This is a genomic window from Massilia sp. LMS1-1-1.1, assembly GCF_040815535.1.
Lineage (GTDB): Bacteria > Pseudomonadota > Gammaproteobacteria > Burkholderiales > Burkholderiaceae_D > Janthinobacterium > Janthinobacterium aestuarii.
Map to the genome: position 1 here is coordinate 363,804 of NZ_JBFPNG010000023.1, position 21,414 is coordinate 385,217.

Sequence of the window (21,414 nt, forward strand, 5' to 3'; positions counted from 1 at the left end):
CACGCCGGCTATTTGCGCGCAGCCACCCGCGCCCGCAGGGCGTCGAACATTTTCGGGATGCTGTCACGGCTCATGCTGTCGACGATCCAGCCCAGGCCCATCGGTACCGGGCCAGGGTCCGTGTACACCTGGTACTTGACGGCGGCGCCGCCCGTATCAAGCGGATCCGGCGACAACTGCCAGTAGCCGCTGGTGTCGGCGATGGTGTCTTCCACCTTCACGCCTTCCATGGGCACCAGCTTCCAGGCCAGGCTGCAGCTGGCATCGAGCACCTTGGGCGTCATTTTCAGGCGGTACTGCTTGATTTTCCCCATCGGCAGCTTGAGCGTGACGTCGACCAGCGAGGCGCCGCCGCCAGCGGCCGTCACCTTGATCTTGTCCACGTTGGGCATGAACTGCGGATAGCCGGCGAAATCCTGGATGGCCGCGCAGACGGTGGCCACGCTGGCCGGCATGCTGGTCGCGGCGGCAAAAGTCTTGCCGGGCATGCCAGCCTTGCTGACGTCGCGCACCTCGAGCGCCGGCGCGGCCGCCACGGTGGCCAGCGGATAACAGGCGCAGCAGGCGGCCAGTGCGAACAGCAAGGTCTTCATGGTTTTTCCTGCTCGATCTGCGCGCGCAGTGCCGCCACGTCGACGCGCTTGAGGTAGCTTTCGATATTTTTCCACACGGCGTGATAGCCGTAACCGCCATTTTTCAGCTCGTCGATCGCCTTCTCGCGCGGCCAGCCCTGGTACAGCATGCGGTACATGGCGGCCATCATGCCCGTGCGGTCGGCGCCGTGCAGGCAATGCAGCAGCACGGGTCCCTGCTGCTCTGCGGCGCGAATACTGCGCATGGTCTCGACCACGTGCTTGTCGCGGATGGCCCAGGTATTGATGGGGATGCGCACGGCGCGGATGCCGCTGCCTTCGAGCACCTGCGTATCGGAGTGGAAGGAGCGCAGGCTGATCACCGTCTTCACGCCCAGCGCCTGCAGCTGGGCCACGTCGCTGCTATCGAGCTTGGCGCTGCGGTACAGGACGGGCGTGACCTGGTGCAGGTTCGACACCTGCGGCAGCGGCGTGGCCCACTCGGTATTGCGCTCGGGCGGCAGGGGCGCCTGCGCGCCGGCGGAACCGGCCGCCAGGGCCAGGGACAACAGCAGGAGATACGGCAAGGTCATGACTTCCTCTTGTATGAAAACCACAGCAGTACGCCAGCCAGCAGCAGCGATACCCAGTAGTCGGTCGGTGCCCACCACAGCCAGTGCTTGTGCCAGGCGATGTGGGCCGGATTGAAGTGCGCCACGCCATAGGCGGGGTTGAGCACGAACCACAGATAATCCTCGATGATCCAGAACAGCATGATGCAGCCGATGGCGCGGCACTCGAGCCGCAGCGACCATTGCGCCAGGAAGATCATGGGGAAATGGAAAAACAGGGCGATGAAGGGAAAGACCCAGGCATGGTAGCCCGTCATCGGCCGCCCGCCCCAGAAGATATCGAGCAGCCAATGGCTTTCGATGCGCCAGGTGGGCAGGTTCGCGGCCCAGCCGGCCGGCCCTTCGATCTGGATTTCCACCTGCGCAAAAAATAATCCCAGCAGGGCTACCCAGGCCAGGGTCAGGCCTATCTGCCAGGGTTTTACTACGCCCCCCGTCAAGCCAGCACCTGCGCCAGTACATCCAGGGCGGCGCGCGGACGGCCCAGGGCCAGCGCCTTTGCGCGCATGGCTTGCAACTGCTCGGGATGATCGAGCAACAGGCGCACGCGGTATTCCAGGGTGACGGCGTCGAATGCCTTCAGGGCTACGCCCTGCTCCAGCAGATAGTCGGCATTGCGCTCTTCCTGGCCGGGAATCGGCGAGTTGACGATCATGGGCAAGCCCAGCGCCAGGCATTCGGACGTGGTCAACCCGCCCGGCTTCGTGATCACCAGGTCGGCGCACGCCATCAGGCGCTCGACTTCGCTGGTAAAGCCTTGCGCCAGCAGACGGCCCGGATACTGGCCGGCCAGCACCTGCAGCGCCGCCAGCGCGGCCGCGTTTTTCCCCGCCAGCACGATCAGCTGGAAGTCGCCCAGCAAGGCCAGCAGGCGCGCGGCAACCGTTTCCAGGCTGCCCAGTCCCGCCCCGCCGCCCATCAGCAAAATCGTCGTGCGCCGCGGGTCGAGGCCAAACGCCTGTGCGCACTGCACGCGCTCGGGCAGCTGCGCGAACGCGGGCATGATGGGAATGCCCGTCACGTGGATGCGCTCGGCGGGAATGCCTTCATGGCGCATGCGGAACGCCACTTCGTCGGTGGCGGCGAAATAGCCCTGCATCTGTTCGTGCACCCACATGCGGTGCAAGTCGAAATCCGTGACCTGCACCCACACGGGGCAGGACAGCTGGTGCTGGCGCAGGGCGCGCGACAGCAGTTCGGCCGGCAGGAAATGCGTGCAGATGATGGCGTCGGGCTGGAAGGCGGCGATCTGCGTCATCAGCGCGCGCGTGTTGACGCGCTCGACGGCGCGGCGCAAGCGCTGCATCGAGCTGTCGCGCGGCGCATCGTGGGTGGCGTGGTACAGATAGCCCCACAGCGCGGGCGCCTTGTTGACCAGCTTGATATAGAAATCCGTGTACAGCTTGCGGAAGGCGGGCGTGACGAAATCCATCACGTCCAGATGCAGGGCCAGCGCTGCTGGGCCGCCGGCGCCATCGCGCGCCGCATACGCCTCGATGGCTTGCGCCGCGCGCATGTGGCCGGCGCCGGCCGAGACGCTCAGGAGAAGAATTTTTTTTGTCATGGAAAACCGATGCGTGAAACGGGTTGGCGCGGACGCGGAAAATTTATTGGCAGGATAACATTGCTGCAAGCGGTACGGCTTGATCTGGCCATGCGCGCGTGCAGGCCGGCGCTAGCCATTCACGGGAACGGGCAAGGCCGACACTTTCCAGCTGCCTTTGAGCTTGCGCTCGATCAAGGCAGGCAAGGCGCTGGCGCCGGGCGCGCCTTTCTTCGTGTACGCCACCGGCACCAGAAGATAGATGGTGACCTTGTCATCGTCGGCAATGTCGTCTTCCTCCGGCGCGGAATTCCAGCGCTTGTCGATGGCCAGCATCGCATCGACGCCGTCCGGCCACGCCAAGTCCGCCAGATAAGGGTCGTCGCGCCGCAGCAGCTCGCCCGCCGCCAGGCTGGCCTGATCGAACGTGCGCCGTCCCAGGCGTGCCAGCAGCGCCACGGGAAAGCGCCACGGGCTATGCTCCGCGAAGCCGTGCACGGTCAGCGGCCAGCGGGCCGGCAGGCAGATGGCCAGTTCGGTCATCGGGGATTGCTGGAACAGGCCAACCGTAAACAACAGCTTGAAATCGCGCTTGCCGCCAATGCAGCTGATCCCCAGAGAAAAGCGCACGTCGCCGCTGTCCGGGCTGAACACGGCCGGCAGCACCCAGCCGGCGCTGTTGTGCATGAAGGTGCGGATAGCGTCCTGCGGCGACGCGGCCGCCTGCTGCGGCACGTCGAGTATGCTGACGCCGCCCGCGGCAGCGAGCAATTGGGCGATCGCAGGAAAGCCCCAGCCGGTGGCGATATCGACCGGCGCCTGGTTCCAGCGCGTATGCAAACGGTTCGGATTGGCGCCCCGCTGCAGCAGCAATGCGGCCACATCCTCGTGGCCGCCAACGCAGGCGCTGTCCAGCGGCGACAGTATATTGTCCGGCAAGCCATCGACGGCAGCGCCCTGCTCGAGTAGCCAGCGGCAGGTATCGAGGTGGCCATGGCTTGCCGCCGCGTCCAGCGGCGTCAGGTTGCGGTAACCGGGCAAGGGCAGATCGACGCCCATGCCCAGCGACACGAGCAGCGCGCAGACCTCGCGGCTGCCGCCGGCCGCGGCCAGGTGCAGCAGCGATTCGCCGTCGTCCATGTTGTAGCGGCGCAAGGTCAACAGCAGCGGCGTGGCCTCGAGCAGGCTGCGCACCTGTTCCACCTGATTCTCGCCGACGGCGTCGCAAAGGCGAAAAAACGCCTCGCGGTGCTGGTTAAAGAGTGTCTTGTTGACCATGCATGTTCTCTGCTCGTGGTGGCGGCGCCATCATCGAGCGGAGAATAGCATTTTCTTTCGATTAATCTGCGCGATTTGACAACTTCGGTGTGCGCGTCGGCGGCACTGCCAGGCCGGCCGGCGCGGCATCGGTGCGCAGCACCGGATACAGGTTCAGGCGCTCATCCCAGGAAGCATGGCGGCGGGCGAAGAATTCCAGGCGCGCGGCCGGGTTCTTGGCAAATGCGGGATCGCTGGCCAGCTTCTGATGGAACTGCGCCGCCAGCGCCGGGTCGGCCGCCAGTTGCGCGCGCGCCACGTCTTCGGCCACGTATTCTTCCATGTACTCCTTGCGCTCGAAGGCCGTATTGAAACTGCCCCAGGCCAGCAGGGAATCGGGCGCGCGCGGCTCGAGCAGGGCGACGACCAGGCGCGCCTTGGCCTGGTTGACGGGCACGTACAGGTCACCGGCGCCAACCACGCGCTCCTCTTTCTGCCACTCGCCCTGCACGGCCGCCGTCTGGCGTCCTTCGAAAGACTGCGCGCCGAATTTCACGGCCGTGGCGCGGAAGGTTTCGACCGGCAGCCTGCCCGGCGCGGTAGCTAATACCTGATACGACACGCCATGCTGGCGCAGCTTGGCCGCCACCATGGCTGCCTGCGCGGCGGGCACCAGGTAGCCGGCCTTGGGCGCTGCCTGCTGCAGGTCGGGCACGATCTCGTCGCGCAGCGGCACGTTCCAGATCTGCGGCGTGGTTTCGTCGTAGCGCGTCATCAGCGCACCCGACACTTCGGATGGCGTGCGCGTGTAGGCGTAGCCGCGAAACGCGATCATGCGGCTCTTGTCCGTCGTTTTATACGTGAGCGGCAAGGTCGTGCCGGCCAGCTGCGCGGCGCGCGCGTCCGCCTCGAGCGCCGTTTGCCGCCACTGCGCGCCATGCTGCGCCACTTGCGACAGCAGCGAGACGATGGTGTTGCGCGTGATGCGCACGCGGGTCGGATAGTCCTTCCACGAATGGGTTTCCACCAGCATGCCGAAACGGTTGCGCAGCTGGAAATAGCCATGCGAGAAGCGCGGATTCGGCGCCGAATCGACAAAACCCGATTGGGGATTGTCGTTCTCGGCAAACGAAATATAGAACGGTTTCGGATCCGAGCCCTGCTTGGCCAGGTCGGCCAGGACCTGATCGCGCAAGGCCGTGCCGGCCACGCGCAGGGCCGCATCGCCCGCATGCACGGGTTCGACCTGGATCGAGATATCGGGTTCGAACTGGGCGCCGTCGGTGACGTGCAGGTCGACATAGGCCAACGGATCCCAGGCGTTCACCAGCGCCAGCATGTGCTGCATCTCGGGCGTATCGGCCTTCATGTATTCGCGGTTCAGATTGTAGTTTTGCGCCGTGCTGCGCCAGCCCATTTCCACGGGGCCGCGCTGGTTCGGACGGTTCCACTGGCCGAAGCGCTCGTGGCCGTCAACGTTAAACACGGGCACGAACAGCAGCACCTGCTTGTCGAGCGCGCCGGGTGCCGCCTTGCCCTCCAATACTTCGCGCAACGCGAGGAAACCCGCATCCTTGCCATCGATTTCGCCCGCATGGATGCCGCCCTGTATCAGCAGCACGGGCAGCTTGCGGCGCGCCGCTTCGGCCGGCGTCAGGGCGCCCGTATTCGAGACGGCCAGCGCCAGCATGGGGCGGTTTTCCGGCGTGCGGCCAAATTCCACGCAGCGCACCTGCTTCGGATAGCGCGATTGGAACTGGCGGCACAAGGTTTCCACTTCCGCATAGCGGCCCGTATGCAAAAAGCCCGAGCGTTCGGCCACCGTGGTCAACGGCGAGGCGGCATACGCAGGCAAGGCAAAGGTGGACAACAAGGCGGCGGACAGCAGGGCGTGGCGTAGCATGGGTCAAACTCCATCGAGAGAGAACAAGCGGGCAATTATAGGGTGGTGGCGCGTGTAAAACTGCAGCGAAAAATAAAAAAGCCGGAACAGCGTCAGCTGCTCCGGCCTTGCTCTGGCAAGCGTGAATTATGAGCCAAAGTGGTAGTTGAATTCTACCCAGCCCTGGCGTCCCTGCGGACTGTAGCTGCCCACCGGGTAGTACGGCCAGCCGCCGCTGTCGTCGCGCTTGATCTTGTCGAACACGTTGTTGACGATCAGCGACAAGGTGGCGCGGTCGTTGATGCGGTACACGGTGCTGATATTGGCCAGCGCCGTCGGCGTCAGGTAGCCGGTGCCGGCGGCGTTCGGTATCTTGCTGTAGCGGCTGACCAGCAAAGTGTTCGACCAGTCGCCCGCAGCCCAGTTGACGCTCAGGTTCAGCTTGTCGCGCCAATCCGAATTGTTCAGCGATTTGAGCTCGTCGATTTCTTCGTCGCCGACAAATTGCTGCGATTTATTGCTCAGCACCTTGGCGTAATTGGCCTTGAAGGCAAAGCGGCCATAATCCGCCGTGCGCAGCAAATACTTGACGCTGACGTCGATGCCGCTGCTGCTTTGCTTGGCCGCATTGATCGGATTGACGGTGATGGTCTTGATCTCGCCGGCGCGGTTCAGGGCATTGGCCGCGAAACGCTCGACGCGGCCCAGGGTATCGGCGCAGGTAGGCGAGTTGATGTCGAGCTTGCCCAGGCGGCAATCGGCTTCGTCGCGCAGTATCTTGTCGGCGCTCAAATTCGTCACCAGGTCATCGATCTTGATGTTCCAGTAATCGACAGAGACGTCGAAATTCGAACTTGGCGACCAGACGGCGCCCACGCCGAATGACTTGCCCTTTTCCGACTGCAGATCCTTGCTGCCGTTCTGCACATAGTCGGCGCCCGGCGATTTATTCGCATAGTCGCAATCCTCGATGGCCTGTCCGGCAGCGCCGCAGCGGTAGTAATCGGTGGTGCTCGAATAGTAACCGGTGCCGCGCGCCTTGTAGATGTAGTTCATGTCCGGTGCGCGGAAGCTGGTGGCGTAATTGGCGCGGAACAGCAGCTCCGGCGCGGGACGCAGTTCCAGGCCGCCGTTGTAGGTGAACTTGCCATCGCTGCGGCCGGCAAAGTTGTAGCGGTCATAGCGGCCAGCCAGGGTACCGATCAGCTTCTCGTGCAGCGGCAGGTTGATCTCGGCACCCAGCGCATAGCGGGTACGCGTGCCGGCCGTAATATCGGATTTGGTGGCGACGTTGAAATAACCATCGTTCAGGCGCGCATCGGGCACATTGCTGAAGCCCTGCTTGCCCGCTTCGGCGATGGTGGCGATCTTCGCCACGCCAGCGGGCAACTGGAACAGGTCGCCATTCGTGGCCAGGCTCAGGGTATTCGTCCAGGCCTTGTCGTCGCTGTCGGAATTGCCCGTGATGCTGTCGAATTCGGCCGCCGTCAGGCGCCGCGACAGGCGCGCCGGGTCCGGTGCGTAGATCGGCACGCCGGCGGTGTCGGTACCCAGTTTCGGGCCCAGGAAGAAGCTGTCGATATTGGCCAGCGCGCGCGGCGTGTGGCTTTCGCTCTTGTACACCGAGGCGTTGTAGTTCGCTTCATACTGCCACGACGACGTGCCGGGAATGCGCCCCTTGGCACCCAGCGAGATGGCCGTGGCCAGGTCGTCCCACTTGCGGTTGTAGCGCTCCACGCCGCCCATTTCCTCGGGCGAGATATAACGCGTCCACGCTTCGTAGCGGTTCGTAATCTGGTTGCGGAAATAGCTGCTGCCCGTCGACGACGACGTCCACGTCGGGCCGCGCGTATTGTTCTCGGTCGAATTCTTGCCGATCAGGAAGTCGGCGAACAGCGTCGTTTCCGGCGACAGCTCATAGTTGGCGCTGCCGAACACGTTCTGGCTGCGGTTCTTGGTTTGCGTGGTCCAGTAAGTAGGGCCGACTTTCGGGCTGGCGCAATAGCTGCCGTTCTTCGCCTGGTACTTGACGACGCTGCCGCCGAACAGGTCGCCGAATTGGTTGCAGGTGTCGCCCAGATCCACGTAGCTGCCCGAGGTGCCCGCCTGCACCACGCGGCGCGAGGCGATATTCGTCGGCGTGCCCGAGCGCGTGGCCATGAAATCGCGCTGCAGGCTCGACAGCGGATCGCGCTGGCTCAGCTCCACGCTGAACAAGGTATGCAGCTTGTCGAAATTGCCGCCGCCCGTCAGCTGCACGCGCTGGTTGCCGGCGCCGCCGCGCGAGGTGCCGCCCGCCTTGACGTTGATATCGAAACCTTCCGTCTGCTTTTTCAGGATGACGTTGACCACGCCGGCGATCGCATCGGAACCATAGATGGCCGAGGCGCCGCCGTTGAGGATCTCGATGCGGTCGACTATGCTCGACGGGATATTCGCCAGATTGGTGAAGTTGACCGTGCCTTCGTAGGCGACGGGGAAGTCGGCCAGGCGGCGGCCATTAAGCAGGATCAAGGTGTGGTTCGGGCCCAGGCCGCGCAGGCTGATGGTATTGGCCGACGGCGTGAACGTATTGCCGAAGTCCTCGCCTTGCGTGAAGCCGCTGTTCTGTACCTGGTTGGTCAGCGCATCGAAGACGTTCTTGTAGCCTTGCTTGGTGATTTCATCGCCCGTCAGGATGGTGACGGACGATGGTCCCTCCAGGCTGGCGCGGGGAATCCGCGAACCGGTGACCACGACGGCTGGCGGGGTGGCCGCCGGCTGCTGATCCGCTGCGGGCGCTTGCGTTTGCGCGTGCGCCTGCCATGCGGAACCGCCCAGGATGGCCAGTACGGCGACGGTGAGCGGTGGTAACTTGAATTGTATAGGCATCTTTGCGCTTCTCAAGGTTAGGGAGAAGGCGAAAGATATCAAAATGCCAGTAAGTGCAGAACGAATGGATTCGTCTTTCTATATATCAAAATTGTTATATAGAAATATTTCTGAGCAGAAAGCTCCCCCTCCTTCACCCAGGAAGGAGAGCAAAATCGGGTTTTAGCGTTTCAATACAGCAATTTCCTTGTAGGCAGGACGCAGCAGCCGTGTGGCCGTGTCGGCCGGGCTCTCCATCGAACTCAACAGCCTGAGCGCGCCTGTGGCCGGACTACAGCTGCCGCTGCTGCGGTAGCGCAGCGCCGCCGCCAGCATGCCTTCGGCAGGGTCGCCCAGCGGGTTCTGGTAATCGTCGGCCACGTCGCAGGTCGGCGCCATGCCATCGGCGAAGTCGCCAAAGCCCTTGGCGTTGACGCCCTGGAACTGCACGGCGAAATACGTGGTGCCGCAATTGGGCGTGGGATAGAAACCGTAGGGCTTGCCGCACGTCGTGCCGCCGATCAGATTGACCTGCACGTCCACGCCGCGCAAGCCGTTGATGATGGCTTCGCTGGCCGAGCAGGTATTGCCCGTCGTCAGCAAGGTCACGCGCTTGAGGCCCAGCGAGGGCAGCGGCGTGCCCTTGGGCAGCGGATTCGGCCCGGCAAAGCCCTGGCTTTGCGCATGGAATGGCACGGGCGCAGCCGGCCGCGTCTTGTCATTGGCCAGCACCTGCTCGAAGGTCTTGCCGGTGGTGACTTGCGGGCCAGCAATCATGTAAGCGAGCTCGCTGGCGACATCGAGGTAGCCGCCGCCGTTGTAGCGCACGTCGAGCACCAGGTCGCTGATGCCGGCCGCCTGGAAGCGGCCCATGGTCTCGGCCAGCTGGCGCTCGGCCACGTTGTTGTGGGTGTTGAAGGTCAGATAGCCCACCTTGCCCGTGGGCGTGTCGATGATGCGCTCGTTTTGCACGGAACTCGTGCTGACATCCACCGCCTGCAGGCTCGCGGAGATGGGCGCGCCATTGCGGCTGAACCCCAGCGTGTGCGTGCCTTGCGCCGAAGGAAACAGGCCCGCGTTGATGATACCCACGCTGGCAGTGTCAGGGGCATTGACGAAATCGACGCCATCGACGGTTTGCAGCGCATCGCCGCGCCGCAAGCCCGCCAGTGCCGCAGGCGAGCCTGGCTCGACGATCGTGACCACGGCCTTGCGCGGCGGCGTGGTGCGCGTCAGCGCCAGCAGCATGCCGTAGCCCAGTTCCACGCCATTGAGCGAGGCTTCCCATTCGGCCGTCGTATACGTGAAATGGAACTGGTCCTTCGGCTTGCCGGACGCCGTCGTGGCGGTTGTCTTGAGCACATCGAAATACGCCTTCGCCGTGGCAAAGCTTTGCGGCAGATAGGTGGTCGGCACTTCGCGGTACCACAGATACGTTTCATCGATCCAGCTGCGCACCCACGTCTGCTCATCAAGCAAAGTGCCCGGCTTGTCGATGCTGCTGCCGCTGCGCGGCGCCTCGCAGCGGTTCACCACCGTGGACGAGGCGACCAGCGCCGTCGGCCCGGTCGGCCCGGTTGGCGTCACGGGCGGCACGGCGGGCGCGCTGTCGCTGCTGCCTCCTCCTCCGCCGCCGCAGGCGCTCAACACGAATCCGAGGGAAACAACGAGGCAACGCAGGCGCAGGGAATGCATGAGAAACTTTCCAAGAAGAAATTATCGAAAAATTATAATGCGTTTTGCCAGCAAGCGTTGTTTTCTTTGACACAAAAAAATGGCGCCCGCAGGCGCCATTGCTACAAGGTCATGCGCAAACCGTTACGCCACGGTGGCCGCCACGGGTGCTGCCACGACGGGCGGCAGCGGCGTCGGTGCGTTGAAGGCGATCAGCAGACTCGCTTCCTTCTCTTTCGCCGCCTTCAAATGACGCTCCTTCACGTGGCCATAGCCGCGAATGTCTTCCGGGATGCTGGCGATCGCCACGGCTTGCGCCAGCTTGGCCGTCGTCAGTTTCGGCAGCAAACCTCCCACCGTCGCGCGGTACTCAAGAATCAGCGCGCGCTCCATCTTGCGCTCGGCCGTGTGGCCGAAGATGTCAAACGCCGTACCGCGCAAGCCCTTGAACTTGGCCAGCACGCCAAACGCCTTCATCATCCACGGGCCGAATTCCTTTTTCACCAGATGGCCCTGGGCATCCGTTTTCGCCATGATAGGCGGCGCCAGGTGGAACTTGAGCTTGATGTCGCCTTCGAACATGGACGCGATCTTCGCCTGGAAGGCGCCGTCCGTGTACAGGCGCGCCACCTCGTACTCGTCCTTGTACGCCATCAGCTTGTAGAAATAGCGGGCCACGGCTTCCGTCAGGCGCAGGTGCGGGCCATTCAGGGCGCTTTCGGCGGCGCGGACCTGACCGACGAAGTCCAGGTACTGCTGCGCATACGCGCGGTCCTGGTAGGCCGTCAGCAGGGCGACCCGTTTTTCGATGATGTCGTCGAGCGTGTCGATACGCTTGAATTCCACCACCTTGGCTGGCGTTGTCATGCGCACCAGGCTGGCCGCGTCATGCGCACCGGCGCGGCCCCAGTTGAAGGCCGCCTTGTTGAACGCCACCGAGACGTTGTTCAAATCGATGGCCTTCATGATGGCAGCTTCCGACAGCGGCACTTTGCCCTTTTGCCAGGCATAACCGAGCATGAACATATTCGTCGCGATCGAGTCGCCCATCAGCGCCGTGGCGATCTGGCCCGCGTCGATGAAGTCCACGTGGTCGCTGCCGCAGGCCTTTTCGATTTCCATGCGCGCGGAAGCGCCGGGGAATTGCCAGTCCGGGTTCTTCACGAAGGCGGCCGTCGACGAGCTGGTCGAGTTGATCATGGCCCAGCTGCGGCCCTCTCCCATGCGCGACAGGGCGTCACGGCTGGCCGTGACGATCAGGTCGCAGCCGATTACCAGATCAGCCGCGCCCGTGCCGACGCGCGTCGAGTGGATATCTTCCTGGCGGTCCGCCAGGCGCACGTGCGACATGACGGGGCCGCCCTTTTGCGCCAGGCCGCTCATGTCCAGCACGGAACAGCCCTTGCCTTCCACGTGCGCCGCCATGGCCAGGATCTGGCCGACGGTGACGACACCCGTGCCGCCGATGCCGGTGACCAGGATGCCGAATGGTTCCGCTGTCGAAGGAATCTGCGGTGTCGGCAAGGCCGGCGCGGCTGGCGCGTCCTTGTCGGCGGCAGCTGCCTTCTTCGGCTTTTTCAAGCCGCCGCCTTCCACCGTCACGAAACTGGGGCAGAAACCCGTCGTGCACGAAAAATCCTTGTTGCAGGACGACTGGTTGATCTGGCGCTTGCGCCCCAGTTCCGTTTCCAGCGGTTCCACCGACAGGCAGTTCGATTGCACGGAGCAGTCGCCGCAGCCTTCGCAGACGGCTTCGTTGATGACGGCGCGCTTGGCCGGGTCCGGGTATTCATTGCGTTTCCGGCGGCGGCGTTTTTCCGAGGCGCAGGTCTGGTCATAGATCATGGCCGACACGCCGGGCATGTCGCGCAGTTCGCGCTGCACGTCCATCAGTTCCGAACGGTGGCGCACGGTGACGCCTTCGGCCCAGGCGTAATCGTCCGGGTATTTTTCCGGTTCGTCGGTGACGACGATGATGGGACCGACGCCTTCGGCGGCGATCTGGCGCGAAATGATGGCCGGCGACAGGGGGCCATCGAATTCCTGGCCGCCCGTCATGGCCACCGCATCGTTGAACAGAATTTTATACGTGATGTTCACCTTGGCCGAGACGGCAGCGCGGATGGCCAGGATGCCCGAGTGGAAATACGTGCCGTCGCCGAGGTTGGTAAACACGTGCTTTTCATTCGTGAACGGCGCCTGTCCCACCCACGTGACGCCTTCGGCGCCCATGTGGGTAAACGTTGACGTTTCGCGGTCCATCCATAGCACCATGTAGTGGCAGCCGATGCCGGCCAGCGCGCGCGAGCCTTCCGGCACTTTCGTGGAACTGTTGTGCGGGCAGCCGGAGCAGAAGAACGGCGTGCGGTCCTTTTGCGGATCGGGTTTCACGCTGATCGCTTTCAGCACATTCTCTTTGGCTTCCAGATAGGCGATACGTTCCTTCACGCGCTGCTCGACCGGGTGGCCCGCGTAGTAGCGCGAAATGCGGCTGGCAATCGCGCGGGCGATCATGGCCGGGTTCAGCTCATACGTGGCCGGCAGCAGCCAGTCGCCGTGACCGGTGCCCTTCTGGTTGCTCCATTCGCCCGTGTCGTCGAACTTGCCGACCACGCGCGGACGCTCACCATCCTTCAGGTTGTACAGTTCTTCCTTCAGCGCGTACTCGAGGATCTGCCGCTTTTCTTCCACCACGAGGATTTCATCGAGGCCCTTGGCGAATTCGTGCACGCCATCGGCTTCCAGCGGCCAGGTCATGCCGATCTTGTACAGGCGAATGCCGATGTCGGACGCCGTCTGCTCGTCGATGCCGAGGTCCGCCAGCGCCTGGCGCGTGTCCAGGTACGATTTGCCGGCCGTAATGATGCCGATGCGCGCCTTCGGGCTGTCCCAGATGATTTTATTGAGCTTGTTGGCACGCGCATAGGCCAGCGCCGCATACCATTTGTAGCTGTTCATGCGCACTTCTTGTTCCAGCACCGTGTCGGGCCAGCGGATGTTCAGGCCACCGGCCGGCATCTCGAAGTCGGTCGGCAAGGTGATCTGCACGCGGTCCGGGTCGAAATCGACGGCGGCGCCCGACTCGATGATGTCGGTCACGCATTTCATCGACACCCACAAGCCCGTGTAGCGGCTCATGGCCCACGCATGCAAGCCGTAGTCGATGTATTCCTGCACCGACGACGGGTACAGCACGGGAATGCCGCAGGCGTTCAGGATATGGTCGGACTGGTGCGCCGTGGACGAGGATTTGGCCGCATGGTCGTCGCCGGCCAGCACCAGCACGCCGCCGTGCTTGGCGGAACCGGCATTGTTCGCGTGCTTGAACACGTCGCCGCAGCGGTCGACGCCGGGGCCCTTGCCGTACCACATGCCGAACACGCCATCGTATTTTGCGTCTTCGAACAGATTCGTTTGCTGCGTGCCCCAGACGGCCGTGGCGGCCAGGTCTTCGTTCAGGCCCGGGTGGAATTTGACGTGGTGTTCATCGAGATATTTTTTGGCCTTGATCGCCGTCATGTCGACGGACGTCACAGGCGAACCGCGGTAACCGGTGATGTAGCCGGCCGTATTCAGGCCAGCCTTCAGGTCGCGCTCGCGCTGCAGCATGGGCAGGCGGATCAGCGCTTGCGTGCCCGTCATGAAGGCGCGGCCACGCTCCAAAGTGTATTTGTCGTTCAGGGAAATGTCGGACGCGTGCGCGCCCGGCTCAAGACTCGAGCCCTTGATTGGTGCATTCATTACTTGTCTCCATTATTCTCTGTGCTACGCGTGCAAAGTCGGTTGAACTCACACGTACCGGCTGTACCTTGTGGGCAATGCCGGTGCGGAAAAATGACTTGTTTGTCGTAGACTACCACAGGAAGGCGCACAGTTCTTTTGCTGCACTGCACTCCTGCGTTCGTACCTTTTGCTGCTTTTTAGTGCTTCTTTTTGCGGGCATGTCGGGTTACGCCATTCTGGCTAAACCGACCTACATTACTGGCCCCAGTTGTAGGTCGGATTAGCGCAGCGTAATCCGACATCCCGGGTATGAGTCAGCTTACGCCGCGCTCGTATCTTTCAATACGCCGCGCTTGATCTGGTCCAGCTCGATCGATTCGAACAGGGCGCGGAAGTTGCCTTCGCCGAAGCCCTGGTCGCCCTTGCGCTGGATGATCTCGAAGAAGATCGGGCCGATCACCGTCTGCGTGAAGATTTGCAGCAGCAGTTCGCGTTCGTTTTCCGTGCTGTGGCCATCGATCAGGATGCGCAGACGGCGCAGTTCTTCCAGCTGCTCGCCATGGTTCGGCAGGCGGCGGTTGACCAGCTCATAGTACGTTTCAATCGTGTCCTGGAAATCGATACCCGTATCGCGCATGCCTTGCACGGAAGCGTAGATATTGTCCGTACCCAAGGCGATATGCTGGATGCCTTCGCCGTGGTACTGGTCCAGGTATTCGGCGATCTGCGACTTGTCGTCCGACGATTCATTGATCGGGATGCGGATCTTGCCACATGGCGAAGTCATGGCTTTCGACTTCAGACCAGTATGCTTGCCTTCGATGTCGAAATAGCGCACTTCGCGGAAGTTGAACAGGCTTTCATAGAAATTCGCCCATTCCTTCATGCGGCCACGGTGCACATTGTGCGTCAGGTGGTCGATATAGGTCAGGCCATGGCCGACCGGGTTGGCGACGGCGCCGGGAATGGCGACGAAGTCGACGTCATAGATGCTGATGTCGCCGATGCCGCCTGGTGCGGCCGCATCCGGCTTGTCGGCGCCCTTGCCGCGCCAGCGGTCGACGAAGTACAGCAGGGAATCGCCGACACCCTTGATGGCGGGGATATTCAGTTCCATCGGGCCTGTTTTATTGTCGAAACCCCAGGCGCCCAGTTCCAGCGCGCGGCGGTACACGAAGGCTGCGTCGTCGACGCGGATGGCGATGGCGCACACGGACGGGCCGTGATGGCGGGCAAAACGCTGCGCGAACGAATCTTGTTCGGCATTGATGATGAAATTGATGTCGCCCTGACGGTACAGGGTCACATCCTTGTGGCGGTGGCGCGCGATGGCCGTGAATCCCATGTTCTCGAACAGCTTGCCCAATGCTTTTGGGTCTGGTGCTGCATACTCGACGAACTCGAAACCATCGGTACCCATCGGGTTATCCCAAGGCTGAAATTGCATGATGTCTCCTCCAAGAAGTAGCGCACAGTATAGGCGCGGTCTGTGGGCATTAAATGCCAAAGATCTCCCGAACATCCATGATTTGCGCAATAATATTGCGTGAAACAAGAACCACCGGAGGAAGCATGAGCAAAATTACGCTGGATAAAACGGACCGCAAGATCCTCGCCGTCCTGCAGGCCGATGGCCGCCTGTCGAATCAGGACGTGGCCGAGCAGGTCAGCCTGTCGCCGTCGCCATGCTTGCGCCGCGTCAAACGGCTGGAAGAAGCGGGCGTGATCCGCCAGTACGTGGCCTTGCTGGACCCGGAAAAGATCGGCCTGGGGCTATTGGCTTATGTCAACGTGCGGCTGGAAAAGCACAGCGACGCCACCGCGCACAGCACGGCAAGAGTGCTGGCGCCGAATCTGGTGACGAACACGTCGCCGCGCGCCGACTTCGCCGTGGCTGTCGCGCAATGGCCGGAAGTGGTGGCCTGCTATGCGATGACGGGCGAAATGGATTACCTGCTGCGCGTGCACGTGGAAGACATGGAGCACTTTTCGCGCTTCATGATGGCGACCCTGCTGCGCCACCCGGCTGTGCTGGACGTGAAGTCGAGCTTTGCCTTGCAGCGCATCAAGGATACGACGGCCCTGCCCTTATTGTGACGGCGGTGACGGCGGTCCGGGCTTCTTCTTGCGCCCTGGCAAGCGGTCCCACAACTTGAACGCGGCGCGCGCGTTGGCCTTGAACGTGTAGTCGAACATGGCGAATTGCTCCTGCACGGCTTCCTGCAGCATGCTGCTCGGATTCGGCGGCAACAGTTTCAGATAGGCATCGGCTTCGCCATAGTCGCGCTGGATTTCCATGCCCGCCTTCTTGGCGATATGCATCATCGTCTTGTTGGACGACAAACAATGCATGTACAGGGTATCGACATCGTTGTTGCGGCAGTGAATTGCCGCCCGCTCGAACAGTTTCGACCCCACGCCCATGCCGCGCATGGATTTCGATACGGACACGCCAAACTCGGCCACCTGCTCCTTGTCCGTCACCACGCTTTTCGCCGGCGACGTGTCCTTCGGCGCGAACGCCAGATGCCCCACGCCCACCAGCTTGAACAGGCTGTTGTAGACGCCGTAGACCATGTCGCGCGAGAAATCCATCTTTTGCACGTACTGGGCAACGAGCTCATCGGGCAAGGCGCTGCCGAAGCGCAGCAGGCGGTCGCTTTTCTCCAGATTCAGGAAATGCTTCATCATGCGGCGCCGGTCGCGCTCATGCAATTGCTTGACGAGCACGGTCGGACGCCCGCCGCCGCTACGGCTGAGCCAGCGGCGAAACGGGTTCTGGAACAATTTGGGCAGGGTCATGACAGCTCCGTGCCGCTGATCGCGTTCGTGACGGCTTCGACCCGCGCCGCATGGATGAGCTCGGGAATGCGCTTCGGTTCGTGTGCGCAAGCTTGTGCCAGCGCGCCCGCATCGACGCCGCGCACGGCCGCCAGCATGGCTTGCAGCCAGGCGGACTGGGGGAACGCCGGATTCTGGGCCTGCACGTCGCAGGCGATGGCGTCCAGCATCTGCACGAAGCGCTGCGGCTTGCGCAGTCCGTCGCAGCGTTCGCACAAGCGCACCAGTTCCTCGGCGCTCAAGGCCAGCGCACCGGCGACGACAGCCTGCTCGCGCGCCGCCATCACGGCCAGCTCGCGGCAATCGTTGGGCACGCGCAGGCGCTCGCTGAGCACATTGATCTGCTCAAGCGGCACGGCCAGCATCAGCACGGCAAAGCGCACGCACAGTGCGTGGCCCGCGCCCGCCGCCCGGTCGATCACGCGCAGCAGATGGTCGTTGATTGCCAATTCCGGCAGGATGCGCGCCAGGGCGCCGCACTCGTGCAACACCGTCAGCATGCGCGACGGCCGCGCTTCCATCAACCCTTTCGCCACTTCCTGCCACACGCGCTCGGCCACCAGGGCGTCGACTTCGCCATCGCCCACCATCCGGCGCATCAGTTCCATGGTGGCGGGCGCCACCGTAAAAGTATCGAAACGGGCGGCAAAGCGGGCCAGGCGCAAAATGCGCACGGGGTCTTCGCCAAACGCATCGGAGACGTGGCGGAACACTTTGTTTTGAATATCGTCAATGCCGCCGAACGGGTCGGTCAGGCTGCCGTCCTCGGCCTGCGCGATGGCGTTGATGGTCAGATCACGGCGCACCAGGTCTTCTTCCAGGGTGACGTCGGGCGCCGTGTGGAAGACAAAGCCCCGGTAGCCGGGGGCAGTCTTGCGTTCCGTGCGGGCCAGCGCGTATTCTTCCTGCGTCTTCGGGTGCAGGAAGACGGGAAAATCCTTGCCCACGGGCCGGAAGCCCCGGCGCAGCATGTCGTCCGGCGTGGCGCCGACGACGACGTGGTCGTGGTCTTTCACGGGCAAGCCCAGCAGTTGGTCGCGCACCGCGCCACCGACCGTGTATATCTTCATAACACTCTTTTCTTAATCAGGCAGTTCCGCGTCGTGCTTGGGCGCCGTTTCCGTCTCCGCCAGCGCTTCCGCGATCCAGCGGGCCACGGCCGGGTGCGCCTGCACGCGCTCGCAATACGCGTTCAGCGCCGGCGCCAGGCTGACGCCATACGTGCGGAAACGCATGACGACGGGGGCAAAGTACGCATCGGCAATGGAAAAATCGCCAAACAGGAACTGGTGGTGGCCAAAGCGCGACAGACACTCTTCCCATATTTCGCTGATGCGGCCGATGTCGGCCTGCGCGGCGGCCGTGCGGCCACGTCCCGGCAACTTGGCCCTGATATTCATCGACATGTCCGTGCGCAAGCCTGTGAAGCCCGAGTGCATTTCCGCGCAGACACAGCGCGCCATGGCGCGCGCGGCCACGTCTTGCGGCCACATGTGTTTGTCAGGGAACTGCTCGGCCAGGTATTCGCAAATGGCCAGGCTGTCCCAGATCGTGATCTCGCCCGCCAGCAGCACGGGAACCCGGCCGCAGGCCGAGTATTCGGCAATTTTGGTGGCCGTGTCCTGCTGGTCGAGCAGCACGCGCACTTCCTGGAATGGGATGCCGAACGCCGTCATGGCCACCCACGGGCGCATCGACCACGATGAGTAATTCTTGTTGCCGATGATGAGGGTCAGGCCCGGCTCGCGCGCGGCGGCCAGGGTTTGCGTCAGGCTGGGATCAAGGATGGTCGTTTGCATGGTCGGGCATCTTTAGTTGGATGAGGGCAAGTCGGCCGCAATGGCGCTGTTTTTCGGCCCGACGGTACCGAGGCGCGCTTTCAGCGATTGCGGGCTCTTCTCGAACAGGGCCGCGTAATACGTGGCGTTGGCCATCACGTTTTTCACGTAGCCGCGCGTTTCCGTGTACGGAATGATCTCGGCAAAGACGGCGCCTTCCAGCGGACGGGTCATGGTGGCGCGCCAGATGCGCAAGCGCCCCGGTCCCGCATTGTAGGCGGCGCTGGCCAGCACTTGCGAACCGTCGAGACCGCCAAGCACCATGTTCAGGTAATTCGTGCCCAGCAAGACGTTGGTGCGCACATCGCTCAAGGTTTCCGTGACGAAATCGGTGAGGCCGATCTTCTTGGCCACATAACGGGCCGTCGACGGCATCACCTGCATCAGGCCGGACGCGCCCACGTGCGACTGCGCATCCATGATGAAGCGCGATTCCTGGCGGATCAAGCCATACACCCAGGCTTTGTCGAGACCGAGGGTTTGCGTGGCCGGGTGCATGACGTCGTCGTGCGGCGTCGGGTAGCGCTGCGTATAGTCCACTTCCAGGCGCGTGCGGTCCGAGGTGTTGACCATGCGGTCGAGCACATTGTTCTGGCGCGCAAATTCCGCGGCCGCCAGATGCTGGCGGTCCGTCATCGAACGCAATTCCCAGTTCCATTCGCGCGTGCCTTCGAAGCGCAAGCGCATGTTGAAGAATTTCAGCGCGCGCTGCAAACCCGGATTGGCGGCCATGGCGGCGATTTCCGCCGGCGTGATGGGCTGGCCCGGCGGCGGCAGCACCAGGTGGTTGCCCAGTTCTTCATTGGCCAGCAAGCCATAGAAATTCGATTGCTCGGCAATCGTGCGGTACAGGGCATCCGCCTGCGCGTTCGGGCGGCCCGGCGTTTCCGCCTGCTGCGCGCGCGCCAGCCAGTAGACCCAGGTCGGATCGGCGCGCAGGGACGCCGGCATGGCCTGGATGGACGACTTCACCACGGGCCAATTGCCTTCGCGCAAGGCGATACGCGCCTTCCACTGCATCTGTTCCAAGGTCAATGGCGCGCCATTGGTTTTTTGCCAATATTCAAACGCTTCCGGCGCCAGCGAATACGACGCTTGCAGGGCCAGGCTGGCCCAGCCGATGGCCTGTTCTTGCGCCGTCAGCTGCGAACTCGCCTTTTGCAAAGCCACGACGCCCAGCTTCAAGGTGCTTTTCGCCATGCGGCCGACGGCCACCAGATACATCTCGTGGTCGGCGCGGCTGGCGCCCGCGCCCTTGGCCAGCACCAGCGCCGGCAAGTCGATTGCTTGCGCCATCTTCGCGTCGGACGCGCCCAGCAGCAGCGCGATGCGGCGCGCCGGGCCCGTGGCGTTGGTCTGGCCCGCCAGGCGGATCTGCGCCCACAGGTCGTTCGTGTCGAACTGGCCGTTTTGCGCCAATACCGCGATCAGGCTGCCGCACGCTTCGCCATAGCCGGGCGGCGAGACGAGCAGGTTGCGCGCCTCGGACGCCACGTTCTGGCCCTTGGCCGCGCGCGACATCAGCGCGTAGCACTTGAGCTGGGTGTCGTCGTCGAGGGCGAATTGCGGGTATTGTTCATCGAACACGACCCAGTCACGCTTGCGGCCCAGCTCCAGCAGCCAGTCGTTGCGGAAACGGTCGGCGATGGCGCTGCCCTTGTAGCGGTTCAGGTAATCGCGAAATTGCGCCTCGGTCAGCAGTTTGATGCGCGGTTTCAGCCGATAATAGTCAACATACGATGGAATCTGGTAATTCGTCAGGCGCCCCGCATAGAAGTCGGCTTTTTCGACATCATCCTTGCGCGCGGCGTCGCGCAGCAGCAGGAAGGCATCGTCCTCGCTGCGCGTGTCGGGGGCGGCTGGGGATACGGTGGTGGAAACCTGGGCCAGGGCGGCCAGGGGAGACAAGGCCGATGCAACACACAGCATCGTGCCGGCAATCCATTTCAGTGGGGAAATCAATGTACGACTCTCAATCTTAACTTGATGGTGATATGAATAGCGACCCTAGAATAACATGCGATCCGGCTACACGGCCACCCATTGCGCCACAGGAAAAAGCCGGCTTGCGCAAAGCCTTGCTGGCGGCCCGGCGCGCCTTGCCCGACGCCACGCGCGCGGGGTGGGATGCGGCCATCGCGCAACGCCTGCTGGACTGGTGCGCACAGGAAAACGTCAAGGAACTGGGCGTGTACTGGCCCCTGCATGGCGAGCCGGACTTGCACGGCGCGTATGCGCAGCTGGCCGCGCGCGGCGTGGCGCTCAGTCTGCCCGTGGTGCTGGAAAAACATGCGCCGCTGGCATTCAGCGACTGGACGCCGGGCGAGCCCATGGTCAAGGATGGCATGGGCGTGGCCGTGCCGGCCCGGTTGCGCCTGCGCCCGGCGCCCGCCACCCTGCTTGTGCCCTGCCTGGGTTTTAATACGGAACGTTACCGGCTCGGCTATGGCGGCGGCTATTACGACCGCACCCTGGAACATGCGCCGCGGCCAGTGACCGTGGGCGTGGCCTACGGCTGCCTGAAAGCATCATTTGCCAGCGGCACATACGACATCGCCCTCGATTACGTCGTAACCGAGGGCGATCTGTACTGACAAGTCAG

Annotated in this window: 16 protein-coding genes; 2 read left to right on the forward strand and 14 right to left on the reverse strand. The window is 63.2% G+C overall.

The window, feature by feature from the left end:
* Positions 1–8: 8 nt before the first annotated feature.
* From MRBLMS1_RS16655 to hppD, 10 genes are all read right to left on the reverse strand, one after another.
* A complete protein-coding gene (locus tag MRBLMS1_RS16655; protein ID WP_485880486.1) occupies positions 9–593 on the reverse strand; it encodes an SRPBCC family protein in 585 nt (194 codons plus the stop codon).
* Positions 590–1,165 carry a dual specificity protein phosphatase family protein gene (locus MRBLMS1_RS16660; RefSeq protein ID WP_034753105.1) on the reverse strand — a complete coding sequence of 192 codons (576 nt, stop codon included), beginning with the start codon at positions 1,163–1,165 and terminating at the stop codon, positions 590–592. The genes MRBLMS1_RS16655 and MRBLMS1_RS16660 overlap by 4 nt, the downstream gene beginning before the upstream one ends.
* Entirely contained in the window at positions 1,162–1,644 is a 483-nt protein-coding gene (locus MRBLMS1_RS16665) for a hypothetical protein (protein ID WP_485880488.1), read from the reverse strand. The genes MRBLMS1_RS16660 and MRBLMS1_RS16665 overlap by 4 nt, the downstream gene beginning before the upstream one ends.
* Positions 1,641–2,768 (reverse strand): MGDG synthase family glycosyltransferase, encoded by a 1,128-nt coding sequence (locus MRBLMS1_RS16670; protein ID WP_485880490.1) that lies wholly within the window; start codon positions 2,766–2,768, stop codon positions 1,641–1,643. The genes MRBLMS1_RS16665 and MRBLMS1_RS16670 overlap by 4 nt, the downstream gene beginning before the upstream one ends.
* 111 nt (positions 2,769–2,879) lie before the next feature.
* Positions 2,880–4,025 carry an ankyrin repeat domain-containing protein gene (locus MRBLMS1_RS16675; RefSeq protein WP_485880492.1) on the reverse strand — a complete coding sequence of 382 codons (1,146 nt, stop codon included), beginning with the start codon at positions 4,023–4,025 and terminating at the stop codon, positions 2,880–2,882.
* Positions 4,026–4,086: 61 nt separating this feature from the next.
* Complete coding sequence (locus MRBLMS1_RS16680; RefSeq protein ID WP_485880494.1) at positions 4,087–5,907, reverse strand: M14 family metallopeptidase; 1,821 nt, start codon at positions 5,905–5,907, stop codon at positions 4,087–4,089.
* A gap of 126 nt (positions 5,908–6,033) precedes the next feature.
* Positions 6,034–8,757, reverse strand: a complete 2,724-nt coding sequence (locus MRBLMS1_RS16685; protein ID WP_485880496.1) for a TonB-dependent receptor plug domain-containing protein — start codon at positions 8,755–8,757, stop codon at positions 6,034–6,036.
* Positions 8,758–8,919: 162 nt separating this feature from the next.
* On the reverse strand, positions 8,920–10,431 hold the full coding sequence (locus MRBLMS1_RS16690) for a S41 family peptidase (protein ID WP_485880498.1): 1,512 nt from the start codon (positions 10,429–10,431) through the stop codon (positions 8,920–8,922).
* A gap of 123 nt (positions 10,432–10,554) precedes the next feature.
* A complete protein-coding gene (locus MRBLMS1_RS16695; RefSeq protein ID WP_485880500.1) occupies positions 10,555–14,151 on the reverse strand; it encodes an indolepyruvate ferredoxin oxidoreductase family protein in 3,597 nt (1,198 codons plus the stop codon).
* Positions 14,152–14,452: 301 nt separating this feature from the next.
* The gene (gene hppD, locus MRBLMS1_RS16700) at positions 14,453–15,580 is read right to left on the reverse strand and encodes a 4-hydroxyphenylpyruvate dioxygenase (RefSeq protein WP_128141023.1); all 1,128 of its coding nucleotides are present in this window, start codon (positions 15,578–15,580) and stop codon (positions 14,453–14,455) included.
* 125 nt (positions 15,581–15,705) lie between these two features.
* Between hppD and MRBLMS1_RS16705 the strand changes: the two genes are divergently transcribed.
* Positions 15,706–16,230 (forward strand): Lrp/AsnC family transcriptional regulator, encoded by a 525-nt coding sequence (locus MRBLMS1_RS16705; protein ID WP_034753092.1) that lies wholly within the window; start codon positions 15,706–15,708, stop codon positions 16,228–16,230.
* Here the strand turns inward: MRBLMS1_RS16705 and MRBLMS1_RS16710 are convergent.
* The 4 genes from MRBLMS1_RS16710 to MRBLMS1_RS16725 are packed head-to-tail and all read right to left on the reverse strand — an operon-like array spanning position 16,222 to position 20,774.
* A complete protein-coding gene (locus MRBLMS1_RS16710) occupies positions 16,222–16,935 on the reverse strand; it encodes a GNAT family N-acetyltransferase (RefSeq protein WP_034753090.1) in 714 nt (237 codons plus the stop codon). The two genes, MRBLMS1_RS16705 and MRBLMS1_RS16710, sit on opposite strands and share 9 nt — an antisense overlap.
* Positions 16,932–18,044 (reverse strand): tRNA nucleotidyltransferase/poly(A) polymerase-related protein, encoded by a 1,113-nt coding sequence (locus MRBLMS1_RS16715; protein ID WP_485880504.1) that lies wholly within the window; start codon positions 18,042–18,044, stop codon positions 16,932–16,934. Before MRBLMS1_RS16715 ends, MRBLMS1_RS16710 begins: the two co-directional genes overlap by 4 nt.
* 12 nt (positions 18,045–18,056) lie before the next feature.
* On the reverse strand, positions 18,057–18,773 hold the full coding sequence (locus MRBLMS1_RS16720) for a glutathione S-transferase family protein (protein WP_485880506.1): 717 nt from the start codon (positions 18,771–18,773) through the stop codon (positions 18,057–18,059).
* 12 nt (positions 18,774–18,785) lie between these two features.
* Positions 18,786–20,774: a lytic transglycosylase domain-containing protein gene (locus MRBLMS1_RS16725; RefSeq protein ID WP_485880508.1), complete on the reverse strand. Its 1,989-nt coding sequence runs from the start codon at positions 20,772–20,774 to the stop codon at positions 18,786–18,788.
* A 104-nt stretch (positions 20,775–20,878) separates the two neighbouring features.
* On the opposite strand from MRBLMS1_RS16725, the gene MRBLMS1_RS16730 reads away from it, so the two are divergent.
* Entirely contained in the window at positions 20,879–21,406 is a 528-nt protein-coding gene (locus MRBLMS1_RS16730; RefSeq protein WP_485880510.1) for a 5-formyltetrahydrofolate cyclo-ligase, read from the forward strand.
* Positions 21,407–21,414: the final 8 nt, after the last annotated feature.

Excerpts from the sequence above, each read along its gene's own strand:
- MRBLMS1_RS16655 (WP_485880486.1), bottom strand. The coding sequence starts at position 593 with ATGAAGACCTTGCTGTTCGCACTGGCCGCCTGCTGCGCCTGTTATCCG.
- MRBLMS1_RS16660 (WP_034753105.1), bottom strand. The coding sequence starts at position 1,165 with ATGACCTTGCCGTATCTCCTGCTGTTGTCCCTGGCCCTGGCGGCCGGT.
- MRBLMS1_RS16670 (WP_485880490.1), bottom strand. The coding sequence starts at position 2,768 with ATGACAAAAAAAATTCTTCTCCTGAGCGTCTCGGCCGGCGCCGGCCAC.
- MRBLMS1_RS16675 (WP_485880492.1), bottom strand. The coding sequence starts at position 4,025 with ATGGTCAACAAGACACTCTTTAACCAGCACCGCGAGGCGTTTTTTCGC.
- MRBLMS1_RS16680 (WP_485880494.1), bottom strand. The coding sequence starts at position 5,907 with ATGCTACGCCACGCCCTGCTGTCCGCCGCCTTGTTGTCCACCTTTGCC.
- MRBLMS1_RS16685 (WP_485880496.1), bottom strand. The coding sequence starts at position 8,757 with ATGCCTATACAATTCAAGTTACCACCGCTCACCGTCGCCGTACTGGCC.
- MRBLMS1_RS16690 (WP_485880498.1), bottom strand. The coding sequence starts at position 10,431 with ATGCATTCCCTGCGCCTGCGTTGCCTCGTTGTTTCCCTCGGATTCGTG.
- MRBLMS1_RS16695 (WP_485880500.1), bottom strand. The coding sequence starts at position 14,151 with ATGAATGCACCAATCAAGGGCTCGAGTCTTGAGCCGGGCGCGCACGCG.
- hppD (WP_128141023.1), bottom strand. The coding sequence starts at position 15,580 with ATGCAATTTCAGCCTTGGGATAACCCGATGGGTACCGATGGTTTCGAG.
- MRBLMS1_RS16705 (WP_034753092.1), top strand. The coding sequence starts at position 15,706 with ATGAGCAAAATTACGCTGGATAAAACGGACCGCAAGATCCTCGCCGTC.
- MRBLMS1_RS16710 (WP_034753090.1), bottom strand. The coding sequence starts at position 16,935 with ATGACCCTGCCCAAATTGTTCCAGAACCCGTTTCGCCGCTGGCTCAGC.
- MRBLMS1_RS16715 (WP_485880504.1), bottom strand. The coding sequence starts at position 18,044 with ATGAAGATATACACGGTCGGTGGCGCGGTGCGCGACCAACTGCTGGGC.
- MRBLMS1_RS16720 (WP_485880506.1), bottom strand. The coding sequence starts at position 18,773 with ATGCAAACGACCATCCTTGATCCCAGCCTGACGCAAACCCTGGCCGCC.